Raw genomic sequence first — 25899 nt, forward strand, 5'->3', positions numbered from 1 at the left:
GCGGCGAGCACTGCGCCGCTAACGCTCGGTAGAGCCGGGGTGTTTGTAGAAGCCGCTCATCAGCTCGATCAGCTTGTCGCGGTTGTCGGTGCTCGCGCGATTCAGCGCGTGCGTAGGACCATGGATCAGCTTGTTGGTGAGCGATTGCGACAGTGCCTCGAGGACTGCGGCCGGATCGTCGCCGCGCGCGAGCATTTTCTGCGCGCGTTCGACCTCTGCGCGGCGCAGCGTGTCGGCCTGCGTGTGCATGTGGCGGATCACCGGCACGATGCTGCGCGCATCAAGCCACTGCATGAAGTTCTGCACGCGCGTTTCGATGATCGCTTCGGCCTGCGCGACCGCGGCCTGGCGCGACGCATTGCCTTCGCGGACGATCGCGCCGAGGTCGTCGACGGTGTACAGGAACACGTCTTCGAGCTGGCCGGCTTCGGGTTCGATGTCACGCGGCACCGCGAGGTCGACCATGAAAATCGGCCGGTGACGGCGCGCCTTGACCGCGCGCTCGACCGCGCCAAGACCGATGATCGGCAACGTGGACGCCGTGCACGACACGATGATGTCGAATTCGTGCATCCGCGCGGGGAGCTCGGAGAGCGGAATGGCGCGGCCGTTGAAGCGCTCGGCGAGCCGCATGCCGCGCTCGGCGGTTCGGTTCGCGACGACGAGTTCCCGCGGATGCTGCGCCGCGAAGTGCGTCGCGCAAAGCTCGATCATTTCGCCAGCACCGATGAACAGCACGCGCTGGTTCGCGATCTTGTCGAAAATGCGTTGGGCGAGGCGTACCGCGGCGGCGGCCATCGACACCGACTGCGCGCCGATCTCGGTGGTGCTGCGCACTTCCTTCGCGACGGCGAAGGTGCGCTGGAATAGCTGATTCAGGTAGGTGCCGAGGGCGCCGGCTTCGGAGGCGGTGCGCACCGCGTCCTTCATTTGTCCGACGATCTGCGTTTCGCCGAGCACCATCGAATCGAGCCCCGACGCGACGCGGAACGCATGGCGCACGGCTTCGGACTGCGGCAGCGCATAGACGTGCGGCGCGAGTTCATCGATCGGGAGGTTGTGGTACTTCGACAGCCACTGCACCGAGGCTTCGCGCGCGGCGAGGTCGTCGGTCGCGCAGTAGAGTTCGGTGCGGTTGCAGGTGGACAGAATTGCCGCCTCGGGCGCGTTGGGGGCCATGTGGCCCAGCCAGATGCCTTTGAACGTATCCAGAGCGGGCTTTATCTGTTCGAGCGGAAACGCCACGCGTTCGCGCAAGGCGACAGGCGCAGTGTGATGGTTGATTCCGATCGTTAGAAGCTGCATTTGGGGGAGCTATCGTTCAGCCATATATTATAGCGTTTCCACGATACTCACATTCTGCCCGCCATATATCCCGCATGCGTCAGTTCGCGCCTGTCAGGCTCTCCGGCGGGATCGCGTCGAGCTGGTAACCGTAACCATAGACCGGCGTCAGCGTGTAACCAAGCTCCGGGCGCAGTTGCAACTTGCTGCGCACGCGCGACGCGTGGGTGTCGATGGTGCGCGAATTTACGTCACGGCGGCGGGCCCACACGGTTTCGAGAATATGCGCGCGCGACACCGGCCGCGCGAGATTGTTGAACAGCACCAGCGCGAGGCGGAATTCCTTCGGCGTCAGGATCACGGTCAGGTCGCGGAATGTCACGGCCAAATTCGCCGCGTCGAACGTATAGCCGCCGATCACGTCGCGTCGACGGTTGGGCGGCCGCCGCAGGCCCGCACGGCGCTGCAGCGCCTCGACACGCGCGAGCATTTCGGGGCCGCGCACTGGCTTGCTGAGACAGTCGTCGGCGCCGGCATGCAGCGCGGCGACGATCTGGCATTCGCGCGGCGCGCTCAGCAGCATCATGATGGGCAGGCCCGGCAGAATGGAGCGCGCGCGCGGGATCACGTCTTCGGCGCAATGGTCGCCGGCCCAACTTTCGGTGATCAACAGGTCGAAAAATTCGTCGGTAGCGCGCTGCAGGAAGGTGGCGCTAGTGGTGAAGTGCTGGCACGCGTGGCCGCCGGCGAAAATGAGCCGGTCGACCAGTTTGGCGTGTTGCACGTCGGGTTCGATAAGGGCGATGCGCATGGCGCTGCGTCAGCCTGGCAACGGGCGAAGCATGAGGCGTTTTCGTCAGACTTACAACTTGCCTAAGCACACCCCGATCCCTAAACTCAACCGCTATGCGGAAAGCGCCGTGCTGAACTTGTATAGTTGAGGAGGCAAAAATGCTAGCGTTGGCGGCTCCTTTCGCCTATGAGACGAATCCGAAATTGATCTTGCCATGTTTGAGCGCCCAGTCTGGAGTCGACGCCTGATGGGTTGGCCAGGCATTCTCGTACTCGGCGCGGTGATCGGCCTCGCGGGCTGGTGGTTGCATCCGCAGCGCCGCGCGAGCCGCGCCCGCTGGTGGGCCGCGCTGTTGGCCGGTGTGCTCGGCACGAGCGTCGCGCGGATGGCCGGCAATGTGACAAGTCTTTTCCATGACGGCGACATGCTCGAATGGCCGGTATGCACCGCCGTCGCGCTCATCGCCGTCGCCGTGACGGTCGGCCTCTTGTCGCGTCAATCAACGCGCCGGTCAATCCGTCGATGAATCCTTGCAGGTAACTCCATGAACGCCCGACTTCCCGAAACCTCCTCCATTCCCGAGCGCCTCGCGAGCCTGCGCGCCGCGATGGCGCGCGAGGGCATTGCCGCTTACCTCGTGCCGTCGGCGGATCCGCATCTTTCCGAGTATCTGCCAGGGCGCTGGCAAGGCCGCCAGTGGCTGTCGGGCTTCACCGGCTCGGCCGGCACGCTGATCGTCACCGCCGATTTCGCCGGCGTCTGGACCGACAGCCGCTACTGGGAGCAGGCGAGTGCGCAGCTCGCCGCCAGCGGTGTCGAGCTGATGAAGATGACCGGCGGCCAGCTCACGACGCCGCATTTCGAATGGCTCGCGCAGAACGTCGCGAGCGGCGGCACGGTCGGTGTGGACGGCGCGGTGCTGGGCGTCGCGGCCGCACGCGCGTTGAGCGCCGCACTGAACGCGCGCGGCGTGCAATTGCGCACTGACCTCGACCTGTTCGACGCGATCTGGGCGCAGCGCCCGGCGCTGCCCGCCGACGCCGTCTTCGAGCACGCCGCGCCGCAAGCGGGCGTCACACGTGCGGACAAGCTTGCGCAGGTGCGTCGCGCGATGGTCGAGAAAGGCGCGCAGTGGCACTTCATCTCGACGCTCGACGACCTCGCCTGGCTGCTGAATCTGCGCGGCGCCGACGTCAGCTACAACCCGGTGTTCGTCGCGCACGCGCTGATCGGCGTGGATCGGGCGTCGCTATTTATCGCCGACGGCAAGGTGTCGCCGGCGCTCGCCGAAGTGCTCGTGCGCGACGGCATCAGCGTCGAGCCGTACGCGAAAACCGCCGACGCGCTTGCTGCGCTGCCAGCCGGCAGCACGCTGCTGATCGATCCGCGCCGCATCACGTACGGCTCGCTGCAGGCGGTGCCGTCGTCGGTCAAGGTGGTCGAGGCGGTCAATCCGTCCACTTTCCTGAAGTCGTGCAAGACCGCCGCCGATGCCGCGCACGTGCGTGAGACGATGGAGCAGGACGGCGCCGCGCTCGCCGAATTCTTCGCATGGTTCGAAAGCGCGCTCGGCCGCGAGCGCATCACCGAGCTGACGATCGACGAGCGTCTGACGGCAGCTCGCGCGCGCCGTCCCGGCTTCGTGTCGCTGAGCTTCGCGACGATCGCGGGCTTCAATGCGAACGGCGCGATGCCGCACTATCGCGCGACCGAGGAGTCGCATGCGGTGATCGAAGGCAATGGCCTGCTGCTGATCGATTCGGGTGGCCAGTATCTGAGCGGCACGACCGACATCACACGCGTCGTCCCGGTCGGCACGCCGAGCAGCGAACAGCGCCGCGATTTCACCGTCGTCCTGAAGGGCATGATCGCGCTGTCACGCGCGCAATTCCCGCGCGGCATCCGCTCGCCGATGCTCGACGCCATCGCGCGCGCGCCGATCTGGCAGGCCGGCGCCGACTATGGCCACGGCACCGGTCACGGGGTCGGCTACTTCCTGAACGTGCACGAAGGCCCGCAGGTGATCTCGCACTACGCGCCGGCCGAACCGTGGACCGCGATGGAGGAGGGCATGATCACGTCGAACGAGCCGGGTCTGTATCGGCCGGGCAAGTGGGGCGTGCGAATCGAAAACCTCGTGCTGAACGTGGCCGCGGAAAAAACCGAATTCGGCGACTTCCTGAAGTTCGAAACGCTGACGCTATGCCCGATCGACGCGCGCTGCATCGAGCTGTCGCTGCTGCGCGACGACGAGCGCGCGTGGCTCAACGCGTATCACGAGACGGTGCGCGCGCGCCTCGCGCCGCATGTATCGGGCGACGCGAAAGCGTGGCTGGAACTGCGCACGCAACCCATCTGAGCATAGCGGCGACCTTCCAAAGGAGCGAGGTGCATGGCGATCAAGGCAGTGGTGTTCGATTTCGGCGGTGTGCTGATCGACTGGAGTCCCGAGTACCTGTACCGCGAGCTGATTCCCGACGAACTCGAGCGCCGCTGGTTCCTCACGCACGTCTGCTCGATGGACTGGGTGATCCGCCAGGATGGCGGCCAGCCGATCGTCGAAGCCACCGACGAGCTGATCGCGCGGTTTCCCGATCACGAACCGCTGATCCGCGCGTTCTATGAGCGCTGGCACCAGATGGTGGCGGGGGTGCTCGACGACGGCATCGCGCTGATGGAAAAGCTCGAAGCGGCCGAGGTGCCGCTCTTCGGGCTGACCAACTGGTCGGCCGAAACGTTTCCGTACGCGTGGGAGCACTATCCGGTGCTGCGGCGGTTTCGCGACGTCGTCGTGTCGGGGCGCGTGAAACTCGTGAAGCCCGACCCGGCGATCTTCGCGGAGATGCGCCGGCGCATCGAACTGCAAATGCCCAGTGTCGAGCCGGCCGAACTCGTCTTCATCGACGACAACGCGAAGAACGCCGAAGCCGCGACGGCGCTCGGCTGGCACGGCGTGCATCACACGAGCGCCGCGCAAACGGAAGCCGAGCTGCGCGAGTTGGGCTTGCCGGTTTGAGCTGACCACCGCCGCTACTGCCCCAGCAGATTCTTCAGCGCATTACCGAGACCCTTGACGGTCTCGCCCGCACCCTTCGCGACGCCTTCGACGCTGACCCCGAGCGCCTGCGCAAACCCCGCGCCGATGCGCGTGAGGATCCCTTCGCGCACCGAGAACTTCGGATCGCGCAGATCGCCGTCGAGCACGAAATGCAGCGTGATATTGCCGTTATGCGTCTTCAGCGCCGCGACGGCGGCGCGGGTCGGAATCGACATGAACGTCTCGAGCGGATTGTCGGATTCGGCGAGCTGCAGGTTGTGGACCGTCACCGTGCCGGGCGCATGGAGATGATAGTTCCGCACCGTCGATTCGATCGTCAGATCGACGGTGCCGCCCGTCACCTGTGCGCGCGTGCCGGCCTTCTTCAGCAGATACTGATCGAGCATCGCAATATCGACGCCGTGCAACGTGCTCGTCGTCTGCGAATCGCGACTGGCGATTTTGATCCAGCCGTCGAACGTCACGGTGCCCGTATGCGCTGGCCCCTTCATCGAGCCGCGAACGCTGACATGGGTCGGTTCGGTAAGCGCCGGCAGATGCAGATGGTCGACGCTCGCGTTGGCGTTGCTGACCGTGACCTTGAACGGCGGTGGCCCGACAGTCATGTCGTAGAAATGGAAGTTGCCGTGTTCGAAGCGGATATGGTCGACCAGCTTTTCGCGCGGGATCGGCGGCGCCGTGCCGGTGTTGCCCGGCTGATCGGCGCGGTTCAGCGATTCGCGCAGGTTCGGCAGCAGGTTCAGCGAGCCGTCCTTCGTGCGTAACACGGCCATGTCGAAGCCGCGCACGACGACCTCGCGGATATGCATGCGCCGCGCGATCAGATCGCGCACGTCGGGGGTGATCGTGATTTCGTCGGCGCGTAGCGGTTCACCCGCTGGCCAGCCAGGCGGCGCTTTTAGCACGACGTGGGTGAGGTGTACCGAGGTGAGGCCGACGTCGATACTGTCGGCGCTGCCGAGCGGCCCGAGCGCCGCGCTGACGCGATTCTTGACTTCCTGTTGCGCGAATTGCATCGCGCCGATCGCGATCAGAACCAACGCCAAAAGCGTTCCGCCCACGATGACGATCCAGCGCCTGCCCTTCGACATCGCCATGCCTGTCTCCTCGTTGCCGCGTCGCGCGGCGCTGTGTTGACCGTCTGTCGCGTGCGCGAGACTTTCACGCGCGCCTCCATCTAGCGACGGTTAGCAACGCGCATGCCCCGCGGCCCGTCCGGCATCGCGCCAGACGGGCCGTCGTCCGCCCGCTTCCTAACGCGAGATCGGCTTGTAGCGCAGGCGCTTCGGCCGCGCGCCTTCCTCGCCGAGACGCGCGCGCTTGTCCGCTTCGTATTCCTGGTAGTTGCCGTCGAAGAACGTGACTTGCGAGTCGCCTTCGAACGCGAGGATATGCGTCGCGATGCGATCGAGGAACCAGCGATCGTGCGAAATCACGAGCACCGAGCCCGCGAATTCGAGCAGCGCGTCTTCGAGCGCGCGCAGCGTTTCGACGTCGAGGTCGTTCGACGGTTCGTCGAGCAGCAGAACGTTGCCGCCCGCGATCAGCGTCTTCGCCAGATGCAGACGACCGCGCTCGCCGCCGGACAGATTGCCGACGATCTTCTGCTGGTCGCCGCCCTTGAAATTGAAGCGGCCGATATACGCGCGCGATGGTGTTTCGTACTTGCCGACCGTCAGCACGTCCGCGCCGCCCGAGATTTCCTCGAACACGGTCTTGGTGCCTGCGAGCGCTTCGCGGCTCTGGTCCACGTACGCGAGCTTGACGGTCGGACCCTGCACGATTTCGCCCGAATCCGGTTGCTCGCGACCGGTCAGCATCCGGAACAGCGTCGACTTGCCGGCGCCGTTCGGACCGATGATGCCGACGATCGCGCCGGCCGGGATCTTGAAGCTGACGTTATCGAGCAGCAGCCGGTCGCCGTACGACTTGCTGACGTTCTTGAACTCGATCACTTCATTGCCGAGGCGGTCGCCGACCGGAATGAAGATTTCCTGCGTTTCGTTGCGCTTCTGGTAGTCCTGGCTGTTCAGTTCCTCGAAGCGCGCGATACGCGCCTTCGACTTCGCCTGGCGGCCCTTCGGGTTCTGGCGCACCCACTCGAGTTCCTTCTTGATCGCCTTCTGGCGCGCGGACTCCGACGCTTCTTCCTGCTTCAGACGCTCTTCCTTCTGATCGAGCCAACTGCTGTAGTTGCCCTTCCACGGAATGCCGTGACCGCGGTCGAGTTCGAGAATCCACTCGGCGGCGTTGTCGAGGAAGTAGCGATCGTGCGTGACGGCGACCACGGTGCCCGGGAAGCGCGTCAGGAACTGCTCGAGCCATTCGACCGATTCCGCGTCGAGGTGGTTGGTCGGCTCGTCGAGCAGCAGCATGTCGGGCTTTTGCAGCAGCAGCTTGCACAGCGCCACGCGGCGCTTTTCGCCGCCCGACAGATGCTCGATCTTCGCGTCCCATGCCGGCAGGCGCAGTGCGTCGGCGGCGATTTCGATCTGCTGCTCGGCGCTGCCGTCGGTCGTTGCGAGGATCGCTTCGTACTTCGCCTGCTCGGCGGCCAGCGCGTCGAAGTCGGCGTCCGGCTCCGCGTAGGCCGCGTAGATTTCGTCGAGCTTCTTCTGCGCTTTGAATACGTCGCCGAGGCCTTCCTCGACCGCTTCACGCACGGTTTTCTGCGGATCGAGTTGCGGCTCCTGCGGCAGATAGCCGATGTTCAGGTTCGGCATCGGTGTCGCTTCGCCTTCGATCTCCGTGTCCACACCGGCCATGATGCGGATCAGGGTCGACTTGCCCGAGCCGTTCAGGCCGAGCAGGCCGATCTTCGCGCCGGGGAAGAACGAAAGCGAAATGTCTTTCAGGATCTGGCGCTTGGGCGGCACGATTTTGCCGACCCGGTTCATGGTGAAAACGTATTGGGCCATTAGCTTGCAGTAGACGTTGACGACGCCGGCCGCGTGCGGGCGGGCAGTCGGGGGTGAATGGGTAGTCGGTGTGAGGGCCGGGCGGAACACCCGGCGCCGGCCGGCGCGGCGTCGGATTCGACGACGCTGCCGCGCGCGGCATGTGGTTCAGGTGGCATTGTACTTCGCGGCGAGGGCCGGGCGGCAGGGGGGCCGGCGGCGGGCCGCCGTCGCGTCGCGCCGCGGGCGTCTCAGTTCGCGCGCCGTCCAGTCGCCGGATCGAAGAAGTGCAGATGCTGCGCGGGCAGCACGACCTGCAGCGCCTCGCCGGCCGCGGGACGATGCGCGTGAGGCAGCCGCGCGGTCACATCGTGCTTGCCCCAGCGGCCGTGCGCGAGATTGTCCGCGCCGAGAATTTCGCAAGAATCGACGCTCAGTGTCGCGAACGGTGCGTTGGCCGTGCCCGGGCTCAGATGCTCGGGGCGAATGCCGAGCGTCCACTCGCGGCCTGTCGCGACTTCGCGGCCGATCGACGGCACGCCCGCGAGCGGCAGCTTCGGGCCGTTGCCGGCGACGTCGAAGGTCGAGCCGTCGTCCGCGACACGGCCTTCGAGCAGGTTCATCCCCGGCGAGCCGATGAAGCTCGCGACGAAAACCGTGGCCGGCCGCTCGTAGACTTCGGTCGGCGCGCCGATCTGCTCGGCGTGGCCCTGGTTCATCACGATCACGCGCTGCGCCAGCGTCATCGCTTCGATCTGATCGTGCGTGACGTACAGACTCGTGGTCTTGAGGCGCGCATGCAGGCGCTGGATTTCGAGGCGCATCTGCACGCGCAGACGCGCGTCGAGATTCGACAGCGGCTCGTCGAACAGAAACACCGCCGGCTCGCGCACGATCGCGCGGCCCATCGCGACGCGCTGCCGCTGCCCGCCCGACAACTCGCGCGGCTTGCGCTGCAGCAGCGCGCCGAGCTCGAGAATCTGCGCGGCGGCTTCGACGCGTTTCGCGATCTGCGCACGATCGACGCCCGCGATCTTCAGCGCGTAACCCATGTTCTCGGCCACGCTCATATGCGGATACAGCGCGTAGTTCTGGAACACCATCGCGATGTTGCGATCCTTCGGCTCCAGCTCGTTGACGACCTTGCCGGCGATCGAAATGCTGCCGTCGGAGATGCGCTCGAGCCCGGCGACCATCCGCAGCAAGGTCGATTTGCCGCAGCCGGACGGGCCGACCATGACGACGAATTCGCCGTCGGCGACGTCGACGTCGATGCCGTGCAACACGAACTGTTTGCCGTCGTAGGTTTTCTTAACGCTTTGCAGAGTCAGTGCAGCCATGCCGTTCTAGCCTTTGATTTTGAGTGCTTGTCGCTGTCCGCCATACCGGATCATTTTTCCGAATCCACGAGGCCGCGCACGAACCAGCGCTGCATCGTCAGCACGACGGCGAGCGGGGGCAGCATCGCGAGCAGCGTGGCCGTCATCACCAGATGCCATTCGGTCGCGGTATCGCCCGAGGCGATCATTCCCTTGATGCCGATCACCGCGGTGATCAGCGACTGCTGGCTGGTGATCAGGATCGGCCACAGATACTGGTTCCAGCCGTAGATGAACGTGATCACGAAGAGCGCCGCCATCGTGGTCCGCGACAGCGGCAGCACGACGTCCCAGAAGAAGCGCAGCGCGCCCGCGCCGTCGATGCGCGCGGCTTCCATCAGCTCGTCCGGCAGCGTCTTGAAGAACTGGCGGAACAGGAACGTCGCGGTCGCCGACGCGATCAAAGGCAGCGTCAAACCGGTATATGTATTGCTCAGATGCATCGACGACACCACCTGCACGGTCGGGAAAATCCGCACTTCGACCGGCAGCATCAGCGTGATGAAGATCAGCCAGAACGCGAGCGTGCGAAACGGAAAGCGGAAGTAGACGATCGCGTACGCGGAGATCATCGACACGGCGATCTTGCCGATCGCGATGACGAGCGCCATCACGAGGCTGTTGATCAGCATGCGATTGAACGGCGCCGCGGCGTTGCCGGTGCCCTGCGTCCAGATCGTGACGATGTTCTCGAACAGATGCGTGCTCGGCACGAGCGACAGCGGCACCGTGAACACCTCGTGCTCGCTCATCGTCGCCGCGCAGAACGCGACGTACACCGGAAACACCACCAGCGCGACGCCGATGATCAGCACCGCGTGACAGAACAGGTCGAAACCGCGTCGGTTCTCGATCATGAGTATTGAACCCTGCGTTCGATGAAGCGGAATTGCACGACGGTCAGTGCCACGACGATGATCATCAGCACGACCGACTGCGCGCCCGAGCTGCCGATGTCGAGCCCCTGGAAGCCTTCGGCGAAAATCTTGTAGATCAGCGTGCGGGTGGCCTGGCCGGGGCCGCCGCCGGTCGCCGCGTCGATCACGGGAAAGGTGTCGAAGAACGCGTAGGTGATGTTGATCACGAGCAGAAAGAACGTGGTCGGCGACAGCAGCGGCAGGGCGATGCCGAAGAAGCGGCGCACCGGACCGGCGCCGTCGATCGCGGCCGCTTCGATCAGCGAGCGCGGAATCGCCTGCAGGCCCGCATAGAAGAACAGGAAGTTATAGCTGATCTGCTGCCAGACCGACGCGAGCACGACGAGGAACATCGCCTGACCGGGGTTTAGCGCGTGATTCCACACGATGCCGTATTTCGCGAGCGCATACGTGACGAGGCCGATGCTCGGGTTGAACAGGAACGACCACAGCACCGCGGCGATCGCGGGCGCGACCGCGTACGGCCAGATCAGCAGCGTTTGATAGGCCTTCGCGCCGCGCGTCACGCGATCCGCGCAGACCGCGAGCAACAGCGAGATCACGAGGCCCGACACGGTGACGAGCGTGCAGAACACGATTGTCGTGTTGAACGACGCCAGATACAGCGGGTCGGCGAACAGCTGTTTGAAGTTCGCGAGTCCGACGAACGCGCTCGACGTACCGAACGCGTCCTGGGTTTGCGTCGATTGCCAGAGCGCGACGCCCGCCGGCCACAGGAAGAACACGAGCGTGATGAGCAGCTGCGGCGCGACGAGCAGGTAGGGCAGCACGCTGGTGCCGAAGTAGGGGCGCTTTTCCATCGGAATGTCCAGAGTGTGCTGCAACGACGGGTTCCCGCGCGGGAGCGCCGGAACCCTGCCTGCAGGCGATGCTTAGTTACCGGCCTTTTCGAAGCGGCGCAGCAGGTCGTCGCCGCGCGCGACGGACGAGTCGAGCGCCTGTTGCGGCGTCTTCTTGTCCGCCCACACCTGTTCGAGTTCTTCGTCGATCACGGTGCGGATCTGCGGCATGTTGCCCAGACGCAGGCCCTTCGTGAACGGCAGCGGCGGCTTGTTCAGCATCTGGCGGATCGCGGTGTCGCTGCCGGGGTTCTTGTCGTAGAAGCCCTGCTGGCGCGTCAGGTCATACGCGGCGGTCGTGATCGGCAGATAGCCGGTGTCCTGATGCCACTTCGCGGCGACTGGCGCCGTGGCCAGATAGGCGAGGAACTTCGCGACGCCCTTGTAGACGGCCGGATCCTTGCCCGACAGCACCCACAGGCTCGCCCCGCCGATGATCGCGTTCTGCGGCGCGCCCTTCACGCTGTCGTCGTACGGCATCATGCCGGTGCCGAAGTTGAACTTCGCGTATTTCTTGATCGTCGCGAGCGAGCCTGACGAGTTCGTGATGATGCCGCAGTCGCCGCTATAGAACTTCGACACCGGTTCGTCCTTGCGGCCGACATAGGTGAACGTGCCGTCCTTCGCCATGTTCTGCAGGAACTGGATGTGCGCGACCTGCAGCGGCTTGTTGAATTCGAGCTGCGCGTCCATGCCGTCGAAGCCGTTGTTACGCGACGCGAACGGCGCCGCATGCCACGCGCTGTAGTTCTCGAGCTGAATCCAGCTTTGCCAGCCCGACGAGTAGCCGCACGACATGCCCGAGGCCTTCAGCTTCTGCGCATCGGTGTGCAACTCGGCCCAGGTCTTCGGCGGCTGGTTGGGATCGAGGCCAGCCTTCTTGAACGCATCCTTGTTGTAGTACAGCACCGGCGTCGAGCTGTTGAACGGCATCGAGATCAGTTCGCCGGTTTTCGAGTCGCTGTAATAGCTCGCGATGGTCGGCACGAAGGCTTTCTGATCGAGCGGCAGGCCCGCATCCTTGAATACCTGCGTGACCGGGACGATGGCTTTCTTCGCCTGCATCATCGTCGCGGTGCCGACCTCGTAGACCTGCAGGATGGCGGGCGCATTGCCGCTGCGATAGGCGGCGATGCCGGCGGCGAGGGTCTGGTCGTAGGTGCCCTTGAACACGGGCACGATCTTGTAGTCGTTTTGCGATTTGTTGAAGTCGTTCGCGATGTCGTTCAGACGTTCACCCAGTGCGGCTTCCATGGCGTGCCAGAACTGGATTTCGGTCGCGGCGTGAGCCGCCTGGCTGACGCCGATGCTCAATACAGCGGCGACGGAAAGTGAACGGAACAGCGGCTTGTAATTCATCGATTTGTCTCCGGTTCGGAAGGGGCGCGGACGCGAATCGCGCGATTCTAGTTGTGTTCGATGACATTCCGGCGGCGGCGCGCCGGGCGGCGCGGACCAAGGGTGGCGGCGCGCCGGAAGCCGAAATTTAGCATTGGCTGTCACGGAAAGGAAATAAACGGGAATCTATTCGGGAAGATCACGGGTGATGCAACTCGGGCCACGGCGCGGGCAAAAGCAATCGCCTCATGCAACACGTCCGATCGGTCGGGCCGATACCTGAAGGTTCGTACACGATTGGGTCGCCAAGGCATTCCCATCATGTCGGAGCTTTCGGCATGCCATTGACGCCTAATCCGGGAATCGCTCTTGCCTATGCGTTGCCGAGAAATCCCACAGCTGTGCTGAAGGTCGTAGACCCTGTCGAAGGCGACAGTCACATTCTCGCGGTATCGCGTGTGTGCGGCATTCCGTTTATTGACGATGCGCCGAAAAACTACAAGGCCAAAGCGTTGCACGGTGTTTCGGCGGTCACGACTGCCAAGGTCCGTTGTCTCGACGCGTTGCGGAGGTCGTAGCGCGCAAACAAAAAAGCCCGCAACCCCTGAGGGTTCGCGGGCCTTAAGCGCGCAGCGCAGTTTGCGCTGCTTCGCGCTTAGACGTTGAACAAAAAGTTCATCACGTCGCCATCATGCACGACGTACTCCTTGCCTTCCGCGCGCATCTTGCCGGCTTCCTTCGCGCCTTGTTCACCCTTGTAGGTGATGTAGTCGTCGAAGCTGATCGTCTGCGCGCGGATGAAGCCGCGCTCGAAGTCGGTGTGGATCGCGCCGGCCGCCTTCGGCGCCGTGTCGCCGACGTGGATCGTCCACGCGCGCACTTCCTTCACGCCGGCCGTGAAGTAGGTCTGCAGGCCGAGCAGCTTGAAGCCCGCGCGGATCACGCGGTTCAAGCCCGGCTCATGCATGCCCATGTCGGCGAGGAAGACTTCCATGTCGGCTTCGTCGAGGTCGGCGATTTCCGCTTCGACCGCCGCGCACACGGCCACGACCGGCGCGCCTTCAGCAGCCGCGAACTTCGTGATCGCGTCGAGGTGCGGGTTGTTCTCGAAGCCGTTTTCCTTCACGTTGGCGACGTACATCGTCGGCTTGGCGGTGATCAGGCAGAACGGCTTGAGGGTAGCCTTTTCTTCATCGGTCAGATCGAGCGCGCGGACCGGCTTCGCCTGGTCGAGCTGCGCGCGGACCTTCTCCAGCACCGCCGCGTTCTTCGCGGCTTCCTTGTCGTTACCCGACTTGGCCGCCTTGGAATAGCGCGCGAGCGCCTTCTCGACGGTGGCGAGGTCGGCAAGCGCGAGCTCGGTGTTGATCACCTCGATGTCCGACAGCGGATCGATCTTGTTCGCGACGTGAATCACGTTGTCGTCTTCGAAGCAGCGTACGACGTGCGTGATCGCGTCGGTTTCGCGGATGTTCGCGAGGAACTGGTTGCCGAGGCCCTCGCCCTTGCTCGCGCCGGCCACCAGACCGGCGATGTCGACGAACTCGACCACGGCCGGCAGGATGCGCTCTGGCTTGACGATTTCGGCGAGCGCCTTCAGCCGCGCGTCCGGCACCTCGACGATGCCGACGTTCGGCTCGATCGTGCAGAACGGATAGTTTTCGGCGGCGATTCCCGCCTTGGTCAGCGCGTTGAACAGGGTGGACTTGCCGACGTTGGGCAGGCCGACGATGCCGCATTTGAGGCTCATGGAAATCCTTCAGTGAATCAGTAGGTTGCGTGATGCGCTCGACGCTGCGCGCGGATTCGGACAGCCTTCGCGTAAGGTGGGGCGCGGCGGGCTCAGCGGAGCGGACAAGACACCGAATCGGGGCGTTGGCTCGACGATTGAGTGCGAGTTTTCACGGAAAGCGCAATTGTAACCCGTTCGCCCGCGCGGACCCGCCGGCGCATTGGCGCGAAGCCACTGTAGAATCGTCAGTTCAGAGTCGGCAGCGCTCAATTTCCGGGGGAGCAACGTGGGACTCATCAGATGGGTTGGGATCGGCGTCGTCGCCGCGGTCGTGGTGGGCTCGGTCGCGACATGGGTCGCGCCGAATTTCGACGAAGCGCAGGCCACCACGGACCGGCAGACCATCGATTGTTTGACGACCCACCTGTCGCACGAAGATCACGCCGACATCGCGCGGTTCGCCGATAAGAACGACTACGACTCGCTATGGCGCGTGTTCGACCGCGTGTTCCCCGACTGCGCGGTACGCAGCGATCAGCGCGATCGCAAGGCGGAGCTCGAGGCGGCCGCGTGGCGCAACCTCTCGTCCAATCGCGACTTCATGCGCATGCGCGAGGCGAACGCGGCGCTCGCGGCAAGCGCCGCGACGCATTAGCACGACGCATCGAGGCCGCGCGGCCAGCGGCCCGGGACTCAAATGCGCGTGGCCGCCAACGCATGAAGTGCGGGTTACGCGAGCGGTCGGCGTCAGACTCGCACAGTCCCGCCGACAACCTCAGGCTCTGCCCCCAGACACCATGTCCGGCACGAGCCCGCGAGGCCCCGCGCACAGCGCCCAACGGCCGCGCCCGTCGATCCGTCCCCCGCACCCCCGCGGCTATAATGCGCGCATGAACGCACACCACCAGACCTTTGATGCCGCCGTGATCGGCGGCGGGCTCGTCGGCAAGACCGCGGCGCTCGCGCTCACGCAAGCCGGACTGCGCGTCGCACTGCTCGCGCAGCCTTGCGCGGCGCTGCCCGCCGGTGCTGTCTTCGACTCGCGCGTCTACGCGTTGTCGTCGAGTTCGCAGGCCTTGTTCGAACGGCTGCGGGTCTGGCAGGCGCTCGATCACACACGGCTCGGTCCCGTCTACGACATGCGCGTCTATGGCGACGCGCACGCCGAGCTGCATTTCTCGGCGTTTCAGGCATCGGTGCCGCAGCTTGCGTGGATCGTCGAGTCGTCGGTGATCGAGCGCGCGCTCGATGCCGCGCTGCGCTTCCAGCCGAACCTCACGTGGATCGACACGCGCGCGCAGGCGCTCGATTTCTCCGTCGACAACGCGAGCGTCGGCCTCGCGAACGGCAGCGTGCTCGAAGCGGATCTGATAGTCGGCGCGGACGGCGCGCACTCGTGGGTGCGCGCGCAGATCGGCTCGAAGATGGTGCGCCGCGACTACAGACAGATCGGTGTGGTCGCCAATTTCAAGGCTGCGAAGCCGCACGGCGAAACCGCGTATCAGTGGTTCCGCGAGGGCGAGATCATCGCGTTGCTGCCGATGCCGGACGGCCACGTGTCGCTGGTCTGGTCGGCGCGCACCGAACACGCCGAGCAGTTGCTCGCGCTCGATCCCGAGCGGCTCGCCGCCGAAGTCGAGCACGTGAGCGGTGAACAGTTCGGTGCGCTCGACTGCGTGACGCCCGCGCAGGGCTTCCCGCTCGCGTTGCAGACCGTGGACCGGCTCGTCGCCCCGCGGGTCGCGCTGGTCGGCGATGCCGCACATCTGATCCATCCGTTGGCAGGACAGGGCATGAACCTCGGCTTGCGCGACGTCGCCGCGCTCGCGAGCACGATCGGCGGCAAGGAGTCGTTCCGCGATCTCGGCGACATGGTGCTGCTGCGTCGCTACGAACGCGCGCGCCGCGAAGACATTCGCGCGCTGATGATCGCCACCGACGGTCTGCAGAAACTGTTCTCGGTGCCCGGTCCGCTCGCGCGCGCCGTGCGCAATACCGGCATGGCGTTCGTCGGCGCGCAGCCATTCATCAAGCGCTGGCTCGTGTCGGCCGCGCTGGGGTAAACCGCGACGAGGCGTCGGGCGGATAGCCGATGGCCGGTCACCGGCGCCCGGGACAGGTATCATGACCGGATCGAAGCGCTGCGATCCGCCCCTTATCCGACCCCCGATCGAACCTGATCGAGCCTGATTGAACAGATAGGCGGCCGAAACTCGCGGCCGGAACGTAAAAAACGCGCAGGTGCGCGACTGACTCCAGGACTCCAGCATGAAAAAGACCTTCCGCATCGCCGCCGCCGCGCTCGCGATCGGTGCCGCTATGCTCGGCTGCTCGGCGCAGGCCGACCAGACCACCGACAAGCTCAAGGCCACCTTGCAAACCCGTCTTTCCGACGTGACGATCAAAAGCGTGTCGAAGACGCCGATCGCGGGCCTGTACGAAGTGAATCTCGGCACGCAGATTGTCTACAGCGATGCGAGCGGCGACTACCTGATGCTCGGCGACATGGTGGACTCGAAGACGCGCAAGAATCTGACCGAGGCACGCCTGTCGGAAACCAACCGCATCGACTTTGCGAGCCTGCCGTTCGGCAACGCGGTGAAGGTCGTGCGCGGCAATGGCGCGCGCAAGATCGCGGTGTTCTCCGATCCGAACTGCCCGTACTGCAAGCAGCTCGAAAAAACGCTGCTGTCGATCGACAACGTGACGGTCTACACGTTCCTGTACCCGGTGCTGTCGCCCGATTCGACGGCCAAGTCGAAGTCGATCTGGTGCTCGGCCGATCGCGCGAAGGCGTGGGAATCGTGGATGCAGGACCGTCAGGCGCCGACCGCCGCCGCCACCTGCGACACCGCCGCGATCGACAAGAACCTCGCGCTCGGCCGTTCGATGAACGTCGAAGGCACGCCGACGGTGTTTCTCGCCGACGGTCGCCGCCTGCCCGGCGCGGTGCCGGCAGATCGGCTCGACAAGGAACTGTCGGCCGTGCACTGAACAGCGCGCTGGCCACAGCGCCACGCCCGCCCCGGGCGCGCAACAGATGCAACGTTCAAACTGAAGGAGGCGCACGCAGCGCCTCCTTTCGCATCGAGCCCCGAACTTCTCCGCCTCACTCTCCTGACACTCCCAAGCGCCGCCGATGAAGCCGATCCGCTACACCATCGTTCCGGGTAACCCCGCCGCCCACCTGTTCGAAGTCACCGTGACCGTCGCCGATCCCGATCCGGCCGGCCAGCGTTTCATGCTGCCGGTGTGGATTCCGGGCAGCTACATGGTGCGCGAGTTCGCGCGCAACATCGTCACGCTGCGCGCGGTGAACGACGCGGGCCGCAAGGTGCGCGTCGAGAAGATCGACAAGCACACGTGGCAGGCCGCGCCGGTCAAGGGAGCCTTGACGCTGCGCTACGAGGTGTACGCATGGGACCTGTCGGTGCGCGCCGCGCATCTGGACGACACGATCGGCTTTTTCAACGGCACCAGCGTGTTCCTGTCGCCGCTCGGCCATGAGGACGCGCAGTGCGTGGTCGATATCCAGAAGCCGCAGGGCGCCGCGTATCGCGGCTGGCGCGTCGCGACCGCGCTGCCGGAAGCGCGCGGCACGAAGCGCTACGGCTTCGGCGAATACCGCGCGCAGAACTACGACGAACTGATCGACCATCCTGTGACGCTCGGGGAATTCGCGCTCGCGACGTTCAAGGCGCACGGCGTGCCGCACGACGTCGTGATCGGCGGTCGCGTGATCGGGCTCGACATGGAGCGTCTGTGCAAGGACCTGAAGCGCATCTGCGAAGCGCAGATCGCGTTGTTCGAACCGAAGTCGAAGAAGGCGCCGGTCGAGCGCTACGTGTTCATGACGCAGGCTGTCACCGACGGTTACGGCGGGCTCGAGCATCGCGCGTCGACCGCGCTGATCTGCAATCGCACCGATCTGCCGGTGCAGGGCCGCGAGCCGATGAGCGAGGGCTACCGGACCTATCTCGGTCTGTGCAGCCACGAGTATTTCCACACGTGGAATGTGAAGCGGATCAAGCCGGCCGTGTTCGCGCCGTATGACCTCGGCGTCGAAAACTACACGTCGATGCTGTGGCTGTTCGAGGGCTTCACGTCGTATTACGACGACCTGATTCTTGTACGCAGCGGCGTGATCTCGCAGGACGACTATTTCGGCCTGGTCGGCAAGGTGATCGGCGGGGTGCAGCGCGGCAGCGGGCGCCTCAAGCAGAGCGTCGCCGAAAGCTCGTTCGATGCGTGGGTCAAGTACTACCGGCAGGACGAGAACGCGCCGAACGCGATCGTCAGCTATTACACGAAGGGCTCGCTGATCGCGCTCGCCTTCGACCTGACGATCCGCGCGCAGACCGGCAACCAGAAATCGCTCGACGACGTGATGCGTCTGCTGTGGAAGCGCTTTGGCCGTGACTTTTATCGAGGCAAGCCGGTCGGCGTCGACGAAAGCGAGATCGAGGCGATTTTCGCGGAAGCGAGCGGCGCGCAACTGGCCGAACTGTTCGCCGAGGGCGTGCGCGGCACGCGCGATCTGCCGCTCGACGCGCTGCTCGCGCCGTTCGGCGTGGCGCTCGCGCCGGACGTCGACAAAAACGGCAAGCCGTCGCTCGGCGTGCGGCTACGCGGCGGCGCGGATTGCGCGCTCGCGACCGTGCACGAGGGCAGCGCCGCGCAGAAGGCCGGCCTCTCCGCTGGCGACGTGCTGATCGCGATCGATGGTCTGCGCGTGACCGGCGGGAATATCGATGCTCTGCTGTCGCGCTATCAGCCGGGCGCGAAAGTCGACGTGCACGCGTTCCGCCGCGACGAGCTGCGCGTCACGCAGGTGAAGCTCGACGGTCCCGAAGTGGCGCGCTACAAGCTCACGGTCAGCGATCACCGTCCCGCCGCGCGCAAAGCCCTTGAGCGCTGGCTGACGAAGTGATCGGCGTGGTGGTGGGCCGCACCGGACGGTCCACCGATCGTCGCCTGTCCCGTCGTCAATCGGCGGAGGAGGGCGGTTGATTGTTCTACCCATGCAACAATCCTTCGCCGCCGGACGGCTTTTTCGCCGGCCGGTAAAAAAACACAATGACTTCACTCGCGCAACACTGCGCGCCCCTACTGGAGTCAACCATGACCACGATCCTGCAAATCAACTCGGCAGCCCGTTCGCAAGGCGCGAACTCGACGCTTCTCGTCAACGAGCTGACGGAAAAGCTGCAACAGTCGAATCCGGGCGCGCAAGTCGTCGTCCGTAACCTGCAAGCCGAACCGCTGCCGCACCTCGACGACGCCGTGCTCGGCGCGTTCTTCACGCCGGCCGACCAGCGCACCCGGGAACAGGCCGCCATCGCCGCACGCAGCGAAGCGCTGATCGCCGAACTGCAAGCCGCCGACGTCATCGTGATCGGTGCGCCGATGTACAACTTCGGCATCTCGTCGCAACTGAAGACGTACTTCGACTTCATCGCACGTGCGGGCATCACGTTCCGTTACACCGCGACCGGCCCGGAAGGCCTCGTGACGGGCAAGAAGGTCCACGTCGTGTCGGCGCGCGGCGGCAAGTATCTCGGCACGCCGAACGATAGCCAGACGCCGTACCTGAAGAGCTTCCTCGGCTTCCTCGGCATGACCGACGTGAACTTCATCTACGCCGAAGGCCTGAACCTGGGCCCGGACGCCGCGAACGCCGCGCTGAGCTCGGCACGCGAAGCGATCGCCGCGGTTTAAGCGGGTTTGTCCTGCCGCATTGCGCAGCTTCGATGCGGCGCGAGCGGTGAAAAGAATAACGCCACGGATGGGTTCATCCTCCGTGGCGTTTTCGTTGTGTATCGCAATCTTCTGACGACGACGCTCTCACGCAAGCATTTGCGCGTCGTCCGGTAGACGCCAGTCGATCGGCTCCCGCCCGTGCTGCAACAGATATTCGTTCGCCTTCGCGAAATGCCCGCAACCGAGAAAGCCGCGATGCGCGGACAGCGGCGACGGATGCGGCGCCTCCAGCACATAGTGCGACTTGCCGCCGAGTAGCGCGCGCTTTGCCTGCGCATGCGCGCCCCACAGCATGAACACGAGGTTCTGATGCCGCGTCGCGAGTTCGTGGATCAGCGTGTCGGTACATTTTTCCCAGCCGCGTTTCGCGTGGCTCGCGGCGCTGTCGCGCTCGACGGTCAGCACCGTGTTCAGCAGCAGCACGCCCTGTTTGGCCCAGCTGTCGAGGCAACCGTGCTGCGGCGTCTGGTGACCGAGACTCGCGGCGATTTCCTTGAAGATGTTGCGCAGCGACGGTGGCGGCCGCACGTGCGGCGCGACCGAAAACGCGAGACCGTGCGCCTGCGGCGTGCCGCGGTCTTCGCCGTGGTACGGGTCCTGGCCGAGGATGACGACTTTCACTTCGTCGGGGCTCGTCAGGCGGAGCGCGCGGAACACGTCGGCCGGATAGATCGTTTTGCCGGCGGCACGCTCACCGTCGACGAAGCGGCACAGCGGCGCGTAGGTGTCGCTGTCGATGAAGGGTTTCAGGTGCGCGCGCCAGGCCGCTGGTAGCGCGGCGAATTGTGCTTCGAGCGTGGGCGGGGCGGCGGTGGGGGCGGCAGAGGCCGGGGCGGGCGCGACATCGTCGAACAGCGATGCCTGCGGCAAACTGGAGCGGGTGCGGGAAGCGGAGGTCATGGCGGGGAAGTGTCGCAGCAAACGCGGACTAGCTCAAGTTGCGGCAAGCGAGCGCATGAGGTGCCGCGGGTTTCGGGCAACGCGCTCACCTGGCGCGCAACCGATACCCGCGCTGCGCCTTGCTGATGTCATCCGGCGCGAGGCCGGCAATCCGTTTGCCGAGTTCGGCGGCGAGCGTGTGAAGCGCCGCTTCGTCGCCCGATTTCAGTTCGAGCTCGATCTCCGAGATCGGCGCACGGCGCGCTTCATCGTCGACTTCGGCAAGCACGTCGCCCTGATCGATCGCCGCCTCGATCTGAGCGCCGTCGGAGTCGAGCAGCCATAGCGTGCGCGTGAAATTGGTGTGGAACAGCTCGATCAGCGCAGGCGCGGCCTGTTTCAGTGCATCCGCGGCGGCGGGTTCGTCGCAAGCGCTCAGCAACGATTCGATTTCGAGCTTCGCGCCCGCGACCGGCAATTCCCATTCGTGCCGGCTATGCAAGCCGTTCGTCGCCGTGCCGACCGTCTTGAAGGTCTGCAGCCAGCCGTCCGGGGTCTGCCGTAGACGCAGCGCGCTCTTTGACGACGCCAGCGTCAACTGCGGCGTATCGAAGTAAATGTTCACGAGCTTGATCGCGCGTCCGTTCTTGCCGGCGCGCGCGGCGAACCACTGCGTCGCCGCCTGCACCTGCGAAGCCGGCAGCGCCAGCTTGATTTCGCGTTCCATGCCCATGCTGGGTGTCCTCGTTGCGTGGATTTCTCTGCGCCCGATACGCGGATACGTCGATACGACGCTCAGAAAAACATCCGCGCGAGTTCCACGCCCGGCTCGTCCGCGCGCATGAACGCTTCGCCGACGAGGAAGGTATGCACATTCCGCGCGCGCATGCGCTCGACGTCGTCGCGCGACAGGATGCCCGATTCGGTCACGACGATGCGATCGTCGGGAATCGCGTCGAGCATGCCGAGCGTCGTGTCGAGCGAGGTTTCGAAGGTGCGCAGATTGCGGTTGTTGATGCCGATCAGTGGCGTCTTCAGCGTCAGCGCTTCCTTGAGTTCATCGCTGTCGTGCACTTCGACGAGCACCGCGAGACCCAGCGAATGCGCGAGCGCTTCGAGGTCCTGCATCTCGGCGGTTTCGAGCGCGGCGGCGATCAGCAGGATCGCGTCGGCCCCCATCGCGCGTGCTTCGACCACCTGATACGGATCGACGATGAAGTCCTTGCGTATCACCGGCAACTGGCACGCGGCGCGCGCTTGCTGCAGATAGGCGACGCTGCCCTGGAAGAACTGCACGTCGGTCAGCACGGACAGACACGCCGCGCCGTGCTTCTCATACGAACGCGCGATGTCGGCCGGCACGAAGTGCTCGCGCAGCACGCCCTTCGACGGGCTCGCCTTCTTCACTTCGGAGATCACCGCGGCGAGACCCGCCGTGTGCTTGGCGCGCAATGCGCCGACGAAGTCGCGGAGATCGCGCGACGACGCTTCGAGCCGCAGTTCTTCGAGCGGCACGCTTTGCTCGGCCGCCCGGACTTCTTCGCGTTTGACCGCGATGATGCGGTCGAGGATGTCGCTCATAAATGTCTCGCTACGTGATTACTGCTTGAATTGCTGGGTGAAGCGCACCAGTTCGTCGACCTTCGCGCGTGCCTTGCCGCTCGCGATCGCTTCGCGCGCGAGCTCGATGCCGTCCGCGATCGTGGCCGCGACGTTCGCCGAATAGAGTGCCGTGCCGGCGTTCAGCGTGACGATTTCCCGCGCGACGCCGGGCTTGTTGCTGAGCGCGTCGAGCAGCATGACCTTCGACTCGCCCGCGTCGGCGACTTTGAGCGTGCGGTTCGACACCATCTGCATGCCGAAGTCTTCCGGATGGATCTCGTACTCGCGGATCTCGCCGTCGCGCAACTCGCCGACCAGCGTGGCGCCGCCGAGCGACACTTCGTCCATGCCGTCCATCCCGTACACGACGAGCACGTGTTTGGCGCCGAGGCGCTGCATCACGCGCACCTGAATGCCGACGAGGTCGGGGTGAAACACGCCCATCAGCTGATTCGGCGCGCCGGCCGGATTGGTGAGCGGCCCGAGGATATTGAAGATCGTGCGGATGCCGAGTTCCCGGCGTACCGGCGCGACGTTTTTCATCGCCGGATGATGGTTCGGCGCGAACATGAAGCCCATGCCCGTTTCCGCAATCGATGCCGCGACCTGCTCCGGTTGCAGATCGATGTTGACGCCGAGCGCTTCGAGCACGTCCGCGCTGCCCGACTTGCTCGATACGCCGCGATTGCCGTGCTTTGCGACCTTCGCGCCCACCGCGGCCGACACGAACATCGTCGCGGTGGAAATGTTGAACGTGTGCGCGCCGTCGCCGCCGGTGCCGACGATATCGACGAAGTTCGAGTTGTCCTGCACGTCGACGTGCCGGGCAAATTCACGCATCACCGTGGCGGCCGCGGTGATTTCGCCGATGGTCTCTTTTTTGACGCGCAGGCCGGTGATGATCGCCGCCGACATCACGGGCGAGAGTTCGCCGCGCATGATGAGGCGCATCAGGTGCAGCATTTCGTCGTGAAAAATCTCGCGGTGCTCGATGGTCCGCTGCAAGGCTTCCTGGGGCGTAATGGACATGATCTCGTCTCCCTTTGTGTCAGGCATTGCGCGGCGCCGCGTGATGCGAGGCCTTGCCGGCGACGGCGAGCTTCGACTGCTTGACGAAGTTTTCGAGCAGCGCGTGGCCGTGTTCGGACAGGATCGATTCCGGGTGGAACTGCACGCCTTCCACGGCCAGTTCCTTGTGGCGCACGCCCATGATTTCGCCGTCTTCAGTCCATGCCGATACTTCGAGGCAGTCGGGCAGCGATTCGCGTTCGATCGCGAGCGAGTGGTAGCGCGTCACCGTGAAATGCTTCGGCAGGTCTTCGAATACGCCCTTGCAGTCGGTTTCGATCGTGCTGACCTTGCCGTGCATGATGGTCTGCGCGCGCACGACGCGGCCGCCGAACGCCTCGCCGATCGCCTGATGGCCGAGGCACACGCCGAGAATCGGCGTCTTGCCGGCGAATTCGCGCAGCACGTCGAGCGTGATGCCCGCGTGTTGCGGATTGCTTGGGCCCGGCGACAGGCAGATGCGCTCGGGGTTCAGCCTGGCGATTTCGTCGAGCGTGATTTCGTCGTTGCGATAGGTGCGCACGTCTTCGCCGAGTTCGCCGAAGTACTGCACCAGGTTGTAGGTGAACGAGTCGTAGTTGTCGATCATGAGCAGCATGGTGTGTCTCCGGTCAGAAGTCGCTATCGAGGCCGTCCTGGACCTGCTCGGCGGCGCGCATTACCGCGCGTGCCTTGTTCTCGGTCTCCTGCCATTCGGATTCGGGCACCGAATCGGCGACCACGCCCGCGGCCGCCTGCACATACAGATTGCCGTTCGCGATCACGCCGGTGCGGATCGTGATGGCCAGATCCATCTCGCCGGTGAACGACAGATAGCCGACCGCCCCGCCGTACAGGCCGCGCTTGACGGGCTCGAGCTCGTCGATCAGCTCCATCGCGCGGACCTTCGGCGCGCCCGACAGCGTGCCGGCCGGGAAGGTGGCGCGCAGCACGTCGAAATTGGTCATGTCGTTCTTGAGCTTGCCTTCGACCGAGCTGACGATGTGCTGCACGTGCGAGTACTTCTCGATCACCATCTTGTCGGTCACGACCACCGAGCCGATCTGCGCGATGCGGCCGACGTCGTTGCGCGCGAGGTCGATCAGCATCACATGCTCGGCGATTTCCTTCGGATCGTTCAGCAGCTCGGTAGCGAGCGCGGCATCGCGCTCGGGCGTGTTGCCGCGCGGACGGGTGCCGGCCAGCGGGCGGATCGTGACGATACGGTCCTCGCCGCGCTTTTCCTGGCGCACCAGAATCTCCGGCGACGCGCCGACCACGTGGAAGTCGCCGAAGTTGTAGTAGTACATGTACGGCGACGGATTCAGCGAGCGCAGCGCGCGATACAGCGACAGCGGATTGTCGCGGTACGGCTTGATCAGGCGCTGACCGACCTGCACCTGCATCAGTTCGCCGGCGGCGACGTATTCCTTCGCCTTGCGCACGGCCGCCAGGTAATCGTCTTTCGCGAATTCGCGGTAGATCTCGGTGCGTACGCTGGCCGACACGACGGGCGGCTCGACGGTGACGCGCAGCCGCTGGCGCAGTTCGCGCAGACGGTGCTTCGCTTTCGTGTAGGCCTCAGCCTGGGTCGGGTCGGCGTAGACCACCAGATAGAGCTTGCCGGCGAGGTTGTCGATGACGGCGACTTCCTCGGTCAGCAGCAGCTGGATGTCGGGCAGATTGAGGTCGTCTTTCGGCGCGCTGTGCGCGAGCTTCTTCTCGATATAGCGCACCGCGTCATAGCCGAAATAGCCGGCGAGACCGCCCGTGAAGCGCGGCAGCCCCGGGCGTTGCGCGACCTTGAAGCGCGCCTGGAATTGCTGGATGAACGCGAGCGGATCGCCCTCGTGCGTCTCGACGACCTTGCCGTCGCGGACCACTTCCGACACGCCGTTGCGCGTGCGCATGAGAGTCCGCGCCGGCAGGCCGATGAACGAATAACGCCCGAAGCGTTCGCCGCCGACCACCGACTCCAGCAGGAACGAGTTCGCGCCGTTGCGCTCGGTCTGCGCGAGCTTCAGGTACAGCGACAGCGGCGTCTCGAGGTCGGCGAGCGCTTCGGCGATCAGCGGGATGCGGTTGAAACCCTCGTTGGCGAGGGACTGGAATTCGAGTTCGGTCATGTTCCGATCCTGTACGGTGGTCCGGCGGCAGCAAGCGTCGGGCAAAGCGGGGCTAAGCGCCTCCGGTCAGGGCGTGGGTCGACGTTCTCGACACAATGATACCGACCGGCGCGGGTCTTCCATCGGCGCGTGCGAGCGGTGCGGGCGAGCAACGGTACCTTGCGGGTACGCGCAGGCTCAATCAGCCGATGCAGCTGCGCAAAAACAGATCGATGGAAAAAGCGCGT

Annotated in this window: 24 protein-coding genes; 9 read left to right on the forward strand and 15 right to left on the reverse strand. The window is 65.0% G+C overall.

The window, feature by feature from the left end:
• Positions 1-18: 18 nt before the first annotated feature.
• Positions 19-1305 carry a glutamyl-tRNA reductase gene (gene hemA, locus HDG34_RS30990; RefSeq protein ID WP_090802047.1) on the reverse strand — a complete coding sequence of 429 codons (1287 nt, stop codon included), beginning with the start codon at positions 1303-1305 and terminating at the stop codon, positions 19-21.
• A gap of 79 nt (positions 1306-1384) precedes the next feature.
• Positions 1385-2095, reverse strand: a complete 711-nt coding sequence (locus HDG34_RS30995; protein WP_184065653.1) for a response regulator transcription factor — start codon at positions 2093-2095, stop codon at positions 1385-1387.
• A gap of 229 nt (positions 2096-2324) precedes the next feature.
• On the opposite strand from HDG34_RS30995, the gene HDG34_RS31000 reads away from it, so the two are divergent.
• From HDG34_RS31000 to HDG34_RS31010, 3 genes are read left to right on the forward strand one after another with little or no spacing between them, the layout of a single operon-like run.
• Positions 2325-2603, forward strand: coding sequence for a hypothetical protein (locus HDG34_RS31000; protein WP_184009140.1), 279 nt, complete (start codon positions 2325-2327; stop codon positions 2601-2603).
• A gap of 18 nt (positions 2604-2621) precedes the next feature.
• Entirely contained in the window at positions 2622-4436 is a 1815-nt protein-coding gene (locus tag HDG34_RS31005) for an aminopeptidase P family protein (protein WP_184065656.1), read from the forward strand.
• A gap of 33 nt (positions 4437-4469) precedes the next feature.
• Positions 4470-5093: an HAD family hydrolase gene (locus HDG34_RS31010; protein ID WP_184065659.1), complete on the forward strand. Its 624-nt coding sequence runs from the start codon at positions 4470-4472 to the stop codon at positions 5091-5093.
• 14 nt (positions 5094-5107) lie between these two features.
• Here the strand turns inward: HDG34_RS31010 and HDG34_RS31015 are convergent, their stop codons facing one another.
• From HDG34_RS31015 to ugpB, 6 genes are all read right to left on the reverse strand, one after another.
• On the reverse strand, positions 5108-6232 hold the full coding sequence (locus HDG34_RS31015; RefSeq protein ID WP_184065661.1) for a DUF748 domain-containing protein: 1125 nt from the start codon (positions 6230-6232) through the stop codon (positions 5108-5110).
• A gap of 156 nt (positions 6233-6388) precedes the next feature.
• The gene (ettA, locus tag HDG34_RS31020) at positions 6389-8053 is read right to left on the reverse strand and encodes an energy-dependent translational throttle protein EttA (protein WP_184035945.1); all 1665 of its coding nucleotides are present in this window, start codon (positions 8051-8053) and stop codon (positions 6389-6391) included.
• 230 nt (positions 8054-8283) lie between these two features.
• Entirely contained in the window at positions 8284-9372 is a 1089-nt protein-coding gene (locus tag HDG34_RS31025) for a sn-glycerol-3-phosphate import ATP-binding protein UgpC (protein WP_184065664.1), read from the reverse strand.
• A gap of 50 nt (positions 9373-9422) precedes the next feature.
• Complete coding sequence (gene ugpE / locus HDG34_RS31030; protein ID WP_184065667.1) at positions 9423-10268, reverse strand: sn-glycerol-3-phosphate ABC transporter permease UgpE; 846 nt, start codon at positions 10266-10268, stop codon at positions 9423-9425.
• Complete coding sequence (gene ugpA, locus HDG34_RS31035; RefSeq protein WP_184065670.1) at positions 10265-11149, reverse strand: sn-glycerol-3-phosphate ABC transporter permease UgpA; 885 nt, start codon at positions 11147-11149, stop codon at positions 10265-10267. Before ugpA ends, ugpE begins: the two co-directional genes overlap by 4 nt.
• Before the next feature lie 72 nt (positions 11150-11221).
• Positions 11222-12547, reverse strand: coding sequence for a sn-glycerol-3-phosphate ABC transporter substrate-binding protein UgpB (gene ugpB / locus HDG34_RS31040; RefSeq protein ID WP_184052405.1), 1326 nt, complete (start codon positions 12545-12547; stop codon positions 11222-11224).
• Positions 12548-12864: 317 nt separating this feature from the next.
• On the opposite strand from ugpB, the gene HDG34_RS31045 reads away from it, so the two are divergent.
• Positions 12865-13104: a hypothetical protein gene (locus tag HDG34_RS31045; protein WP_184065673.1), complete on the forward strand. Its 240-nt coding sequence runs from the start codon at positions 12865-12867 to the stop codon at positions 13102-13104.
• 77 nt (positions 13105-13181) lie between these two features.
• Here the strand turns inward: HDG34_RS31045 and ychF are convergent, their stop codons facing one another.
• A complete protein-coding gene (gene ychF, locus HDG34_RS31050; RefSeq protein ID WP_184009123.1) occupies positions 13182-14276 on the reverse strand; it encodes a redox-regulated ATPase YchF in 1095 nt (364 codons plus the stop codon).
• Positions 14277-14544: 268 nt separating this feature from the next.
• Between ychF and HDG34_RS31055 the strand changes: the two genes are divergently transcribed.
• The 5 genes from HDG34_RS31055 to HDG34_RS31075 all read left to right on the forward strand — a co-directional run bounded on the left by HDG34_RS31055 (position 14545) and on the right by HDG34_RS31075 (position 19976).
• A complete protein-coding gene (locus tag HDG34_RS31055) occupies positions 14545-14913 on the forward strand; it encodes a hypothetical protein (protein ID WP_260321397.1) in 369 nt (122 codons plus the stop codon).
• Positions 14914-15148: 235 nt separating this feature from the next.
• Positions 15149-16321 carry a UbiH/UbiF family hydroxylase gene (locus HDG34_RS31060; protein WP_184065676.1) on the forward strand — a complete coding sequence of 391 codons (1173 nt, stop codon included), beginning with the start codon at positions 15149-15151 and terminating at the stop codon, positions 16319-16321.
• Positions 16322-16526: 205 nt separating this feature from the next.
• Positions 16527-17252 (forward strand): DsbC family protein, encoded by a 726-nt coding sequence (locus tag HDG34_RS31065; RefSeq protein ID WP_090802025.1) that lies wholly within the window; start codon positions 16527-16529, stop codon positions 17250-17252.
• A gap of 145 nt (positions 17253-17397) precedes the next feature.
• Positions 17398-19188, forward strand: a complete 1791-nt coding sequence (locus HDG34_RS31070) for a M61 family metallopeptidase (RefSeq protein WP_184065680.1) — start codon at positions 17398-17400, stop codon at positions 19186-19188.
• A 191-nt stretch (positions 19189-19379) separates the two neighbouring features.
• Entirely contained in the window at positions 19380-19976 is a 597-nt protein-coding gene (locus HDG34_RS31075) for an FMN-dependent NADH-azoreductase (RefSeq protein ID WP_184065683.1), read from the forward strand.
• A 126-nt stretch (positions 19977-20102) separates the two neighbouring features.
• On the opposite strand, the gene HDG34_RS31080 is transcribed toward HDG34_RS31075, so the two are convergent.
• The 6 genes from HDG34_RS31080 to trpE all read right to left on the reverse strand — a co-directional run bounded on the left by HDG34_RS31080 (position 20103) and on the right by trpE (position 25672).
• Positions 20103-20918, reverse strand: a complete 816-nt coding sequence (locus tag HDG34_RS31080) for a uracil-DNA glycosylase (RefSeq protein WP_184035969.1) — start codon at positions 20916-20918, stop codon at positions 20103-20105.
• An 85-nt stretch (positions 20919-21003) separates the two neighbouring features.
• On the reverse strand, positions 21004-21630 hold the full coding sequence (locus tag HDG34_RS31085) for a CYTH domain-containing protein (RefSeq protein ID WP_090802018.1): 627 nt from the start codon (positions 21628-21630) through the stop codon (positions 21004-21006).
• A 62-nt stretch (positions 21631-21692) separates the two neighbouring features.
• Positions 21693-22478 (reverse strand): indole-3-glycerol phosphate synthase TrpC, encoded by a 786-nt coding sequence (gene trpC / locus HDG34_RS31090; protein ID WP_090802017.1) that lies wholly within the window; start codon positions 22476-22478, stop codon positions 21693-21695.
• An 18-nt stretch (positions 22479-22496) separates the two neighbouring features.
• Complete coding sequence (gene trpD / locus HDG34_RS31095; protein ID WP_184065686.1) at positions 22497-23528, reverse strand: anthranilate phosphoribosyltransferase; 1032 nt, start codon at positions 23526-23528, stop codon at positions 22497-22499.
• Between the two features lie 19 nt (positions 23529-23547).
• On the reverse strand, positions 23548-24165 hold the full coding sequence (locus tag HDG34_RS31100; RefSeq protein ID WP_184065689.1) for an aminodeoxychorismate/anthranilate synthase component II: 618 nt from the start codon (positions 24163-24165) through the stop codon (positions 23548-23550).
• A gap of 13 nt (positions 24166-24178) precedes the next feature.
• Positions 24179-25672 carry an anthranilate synthase component I gene (gene trpE / locus HDG34_RS31105; RefSeq protein ID WP_184065692.1) on the reverse strand — a complete coding sequence of 498 codons (1494 nt, stop codon included), beginning with the start codon at positions 25670-25672 and terminating at the stop codon, positions 24179-24181.
• Positions 25673-25899: the final 227 nt, after the last annotated feature.

This window comes from Paraburkholderia sp. HC6.4b (genome assembly GCF_014200875.1).
In the GTDB taxonomy this organism is placed as follows: Bacteria; Pseudomonadota; Gammaproteobacteria; order Burkholderiales; family Burkholderiaceae; genus Paraburkholderia; species Paraburkholderia tuberum.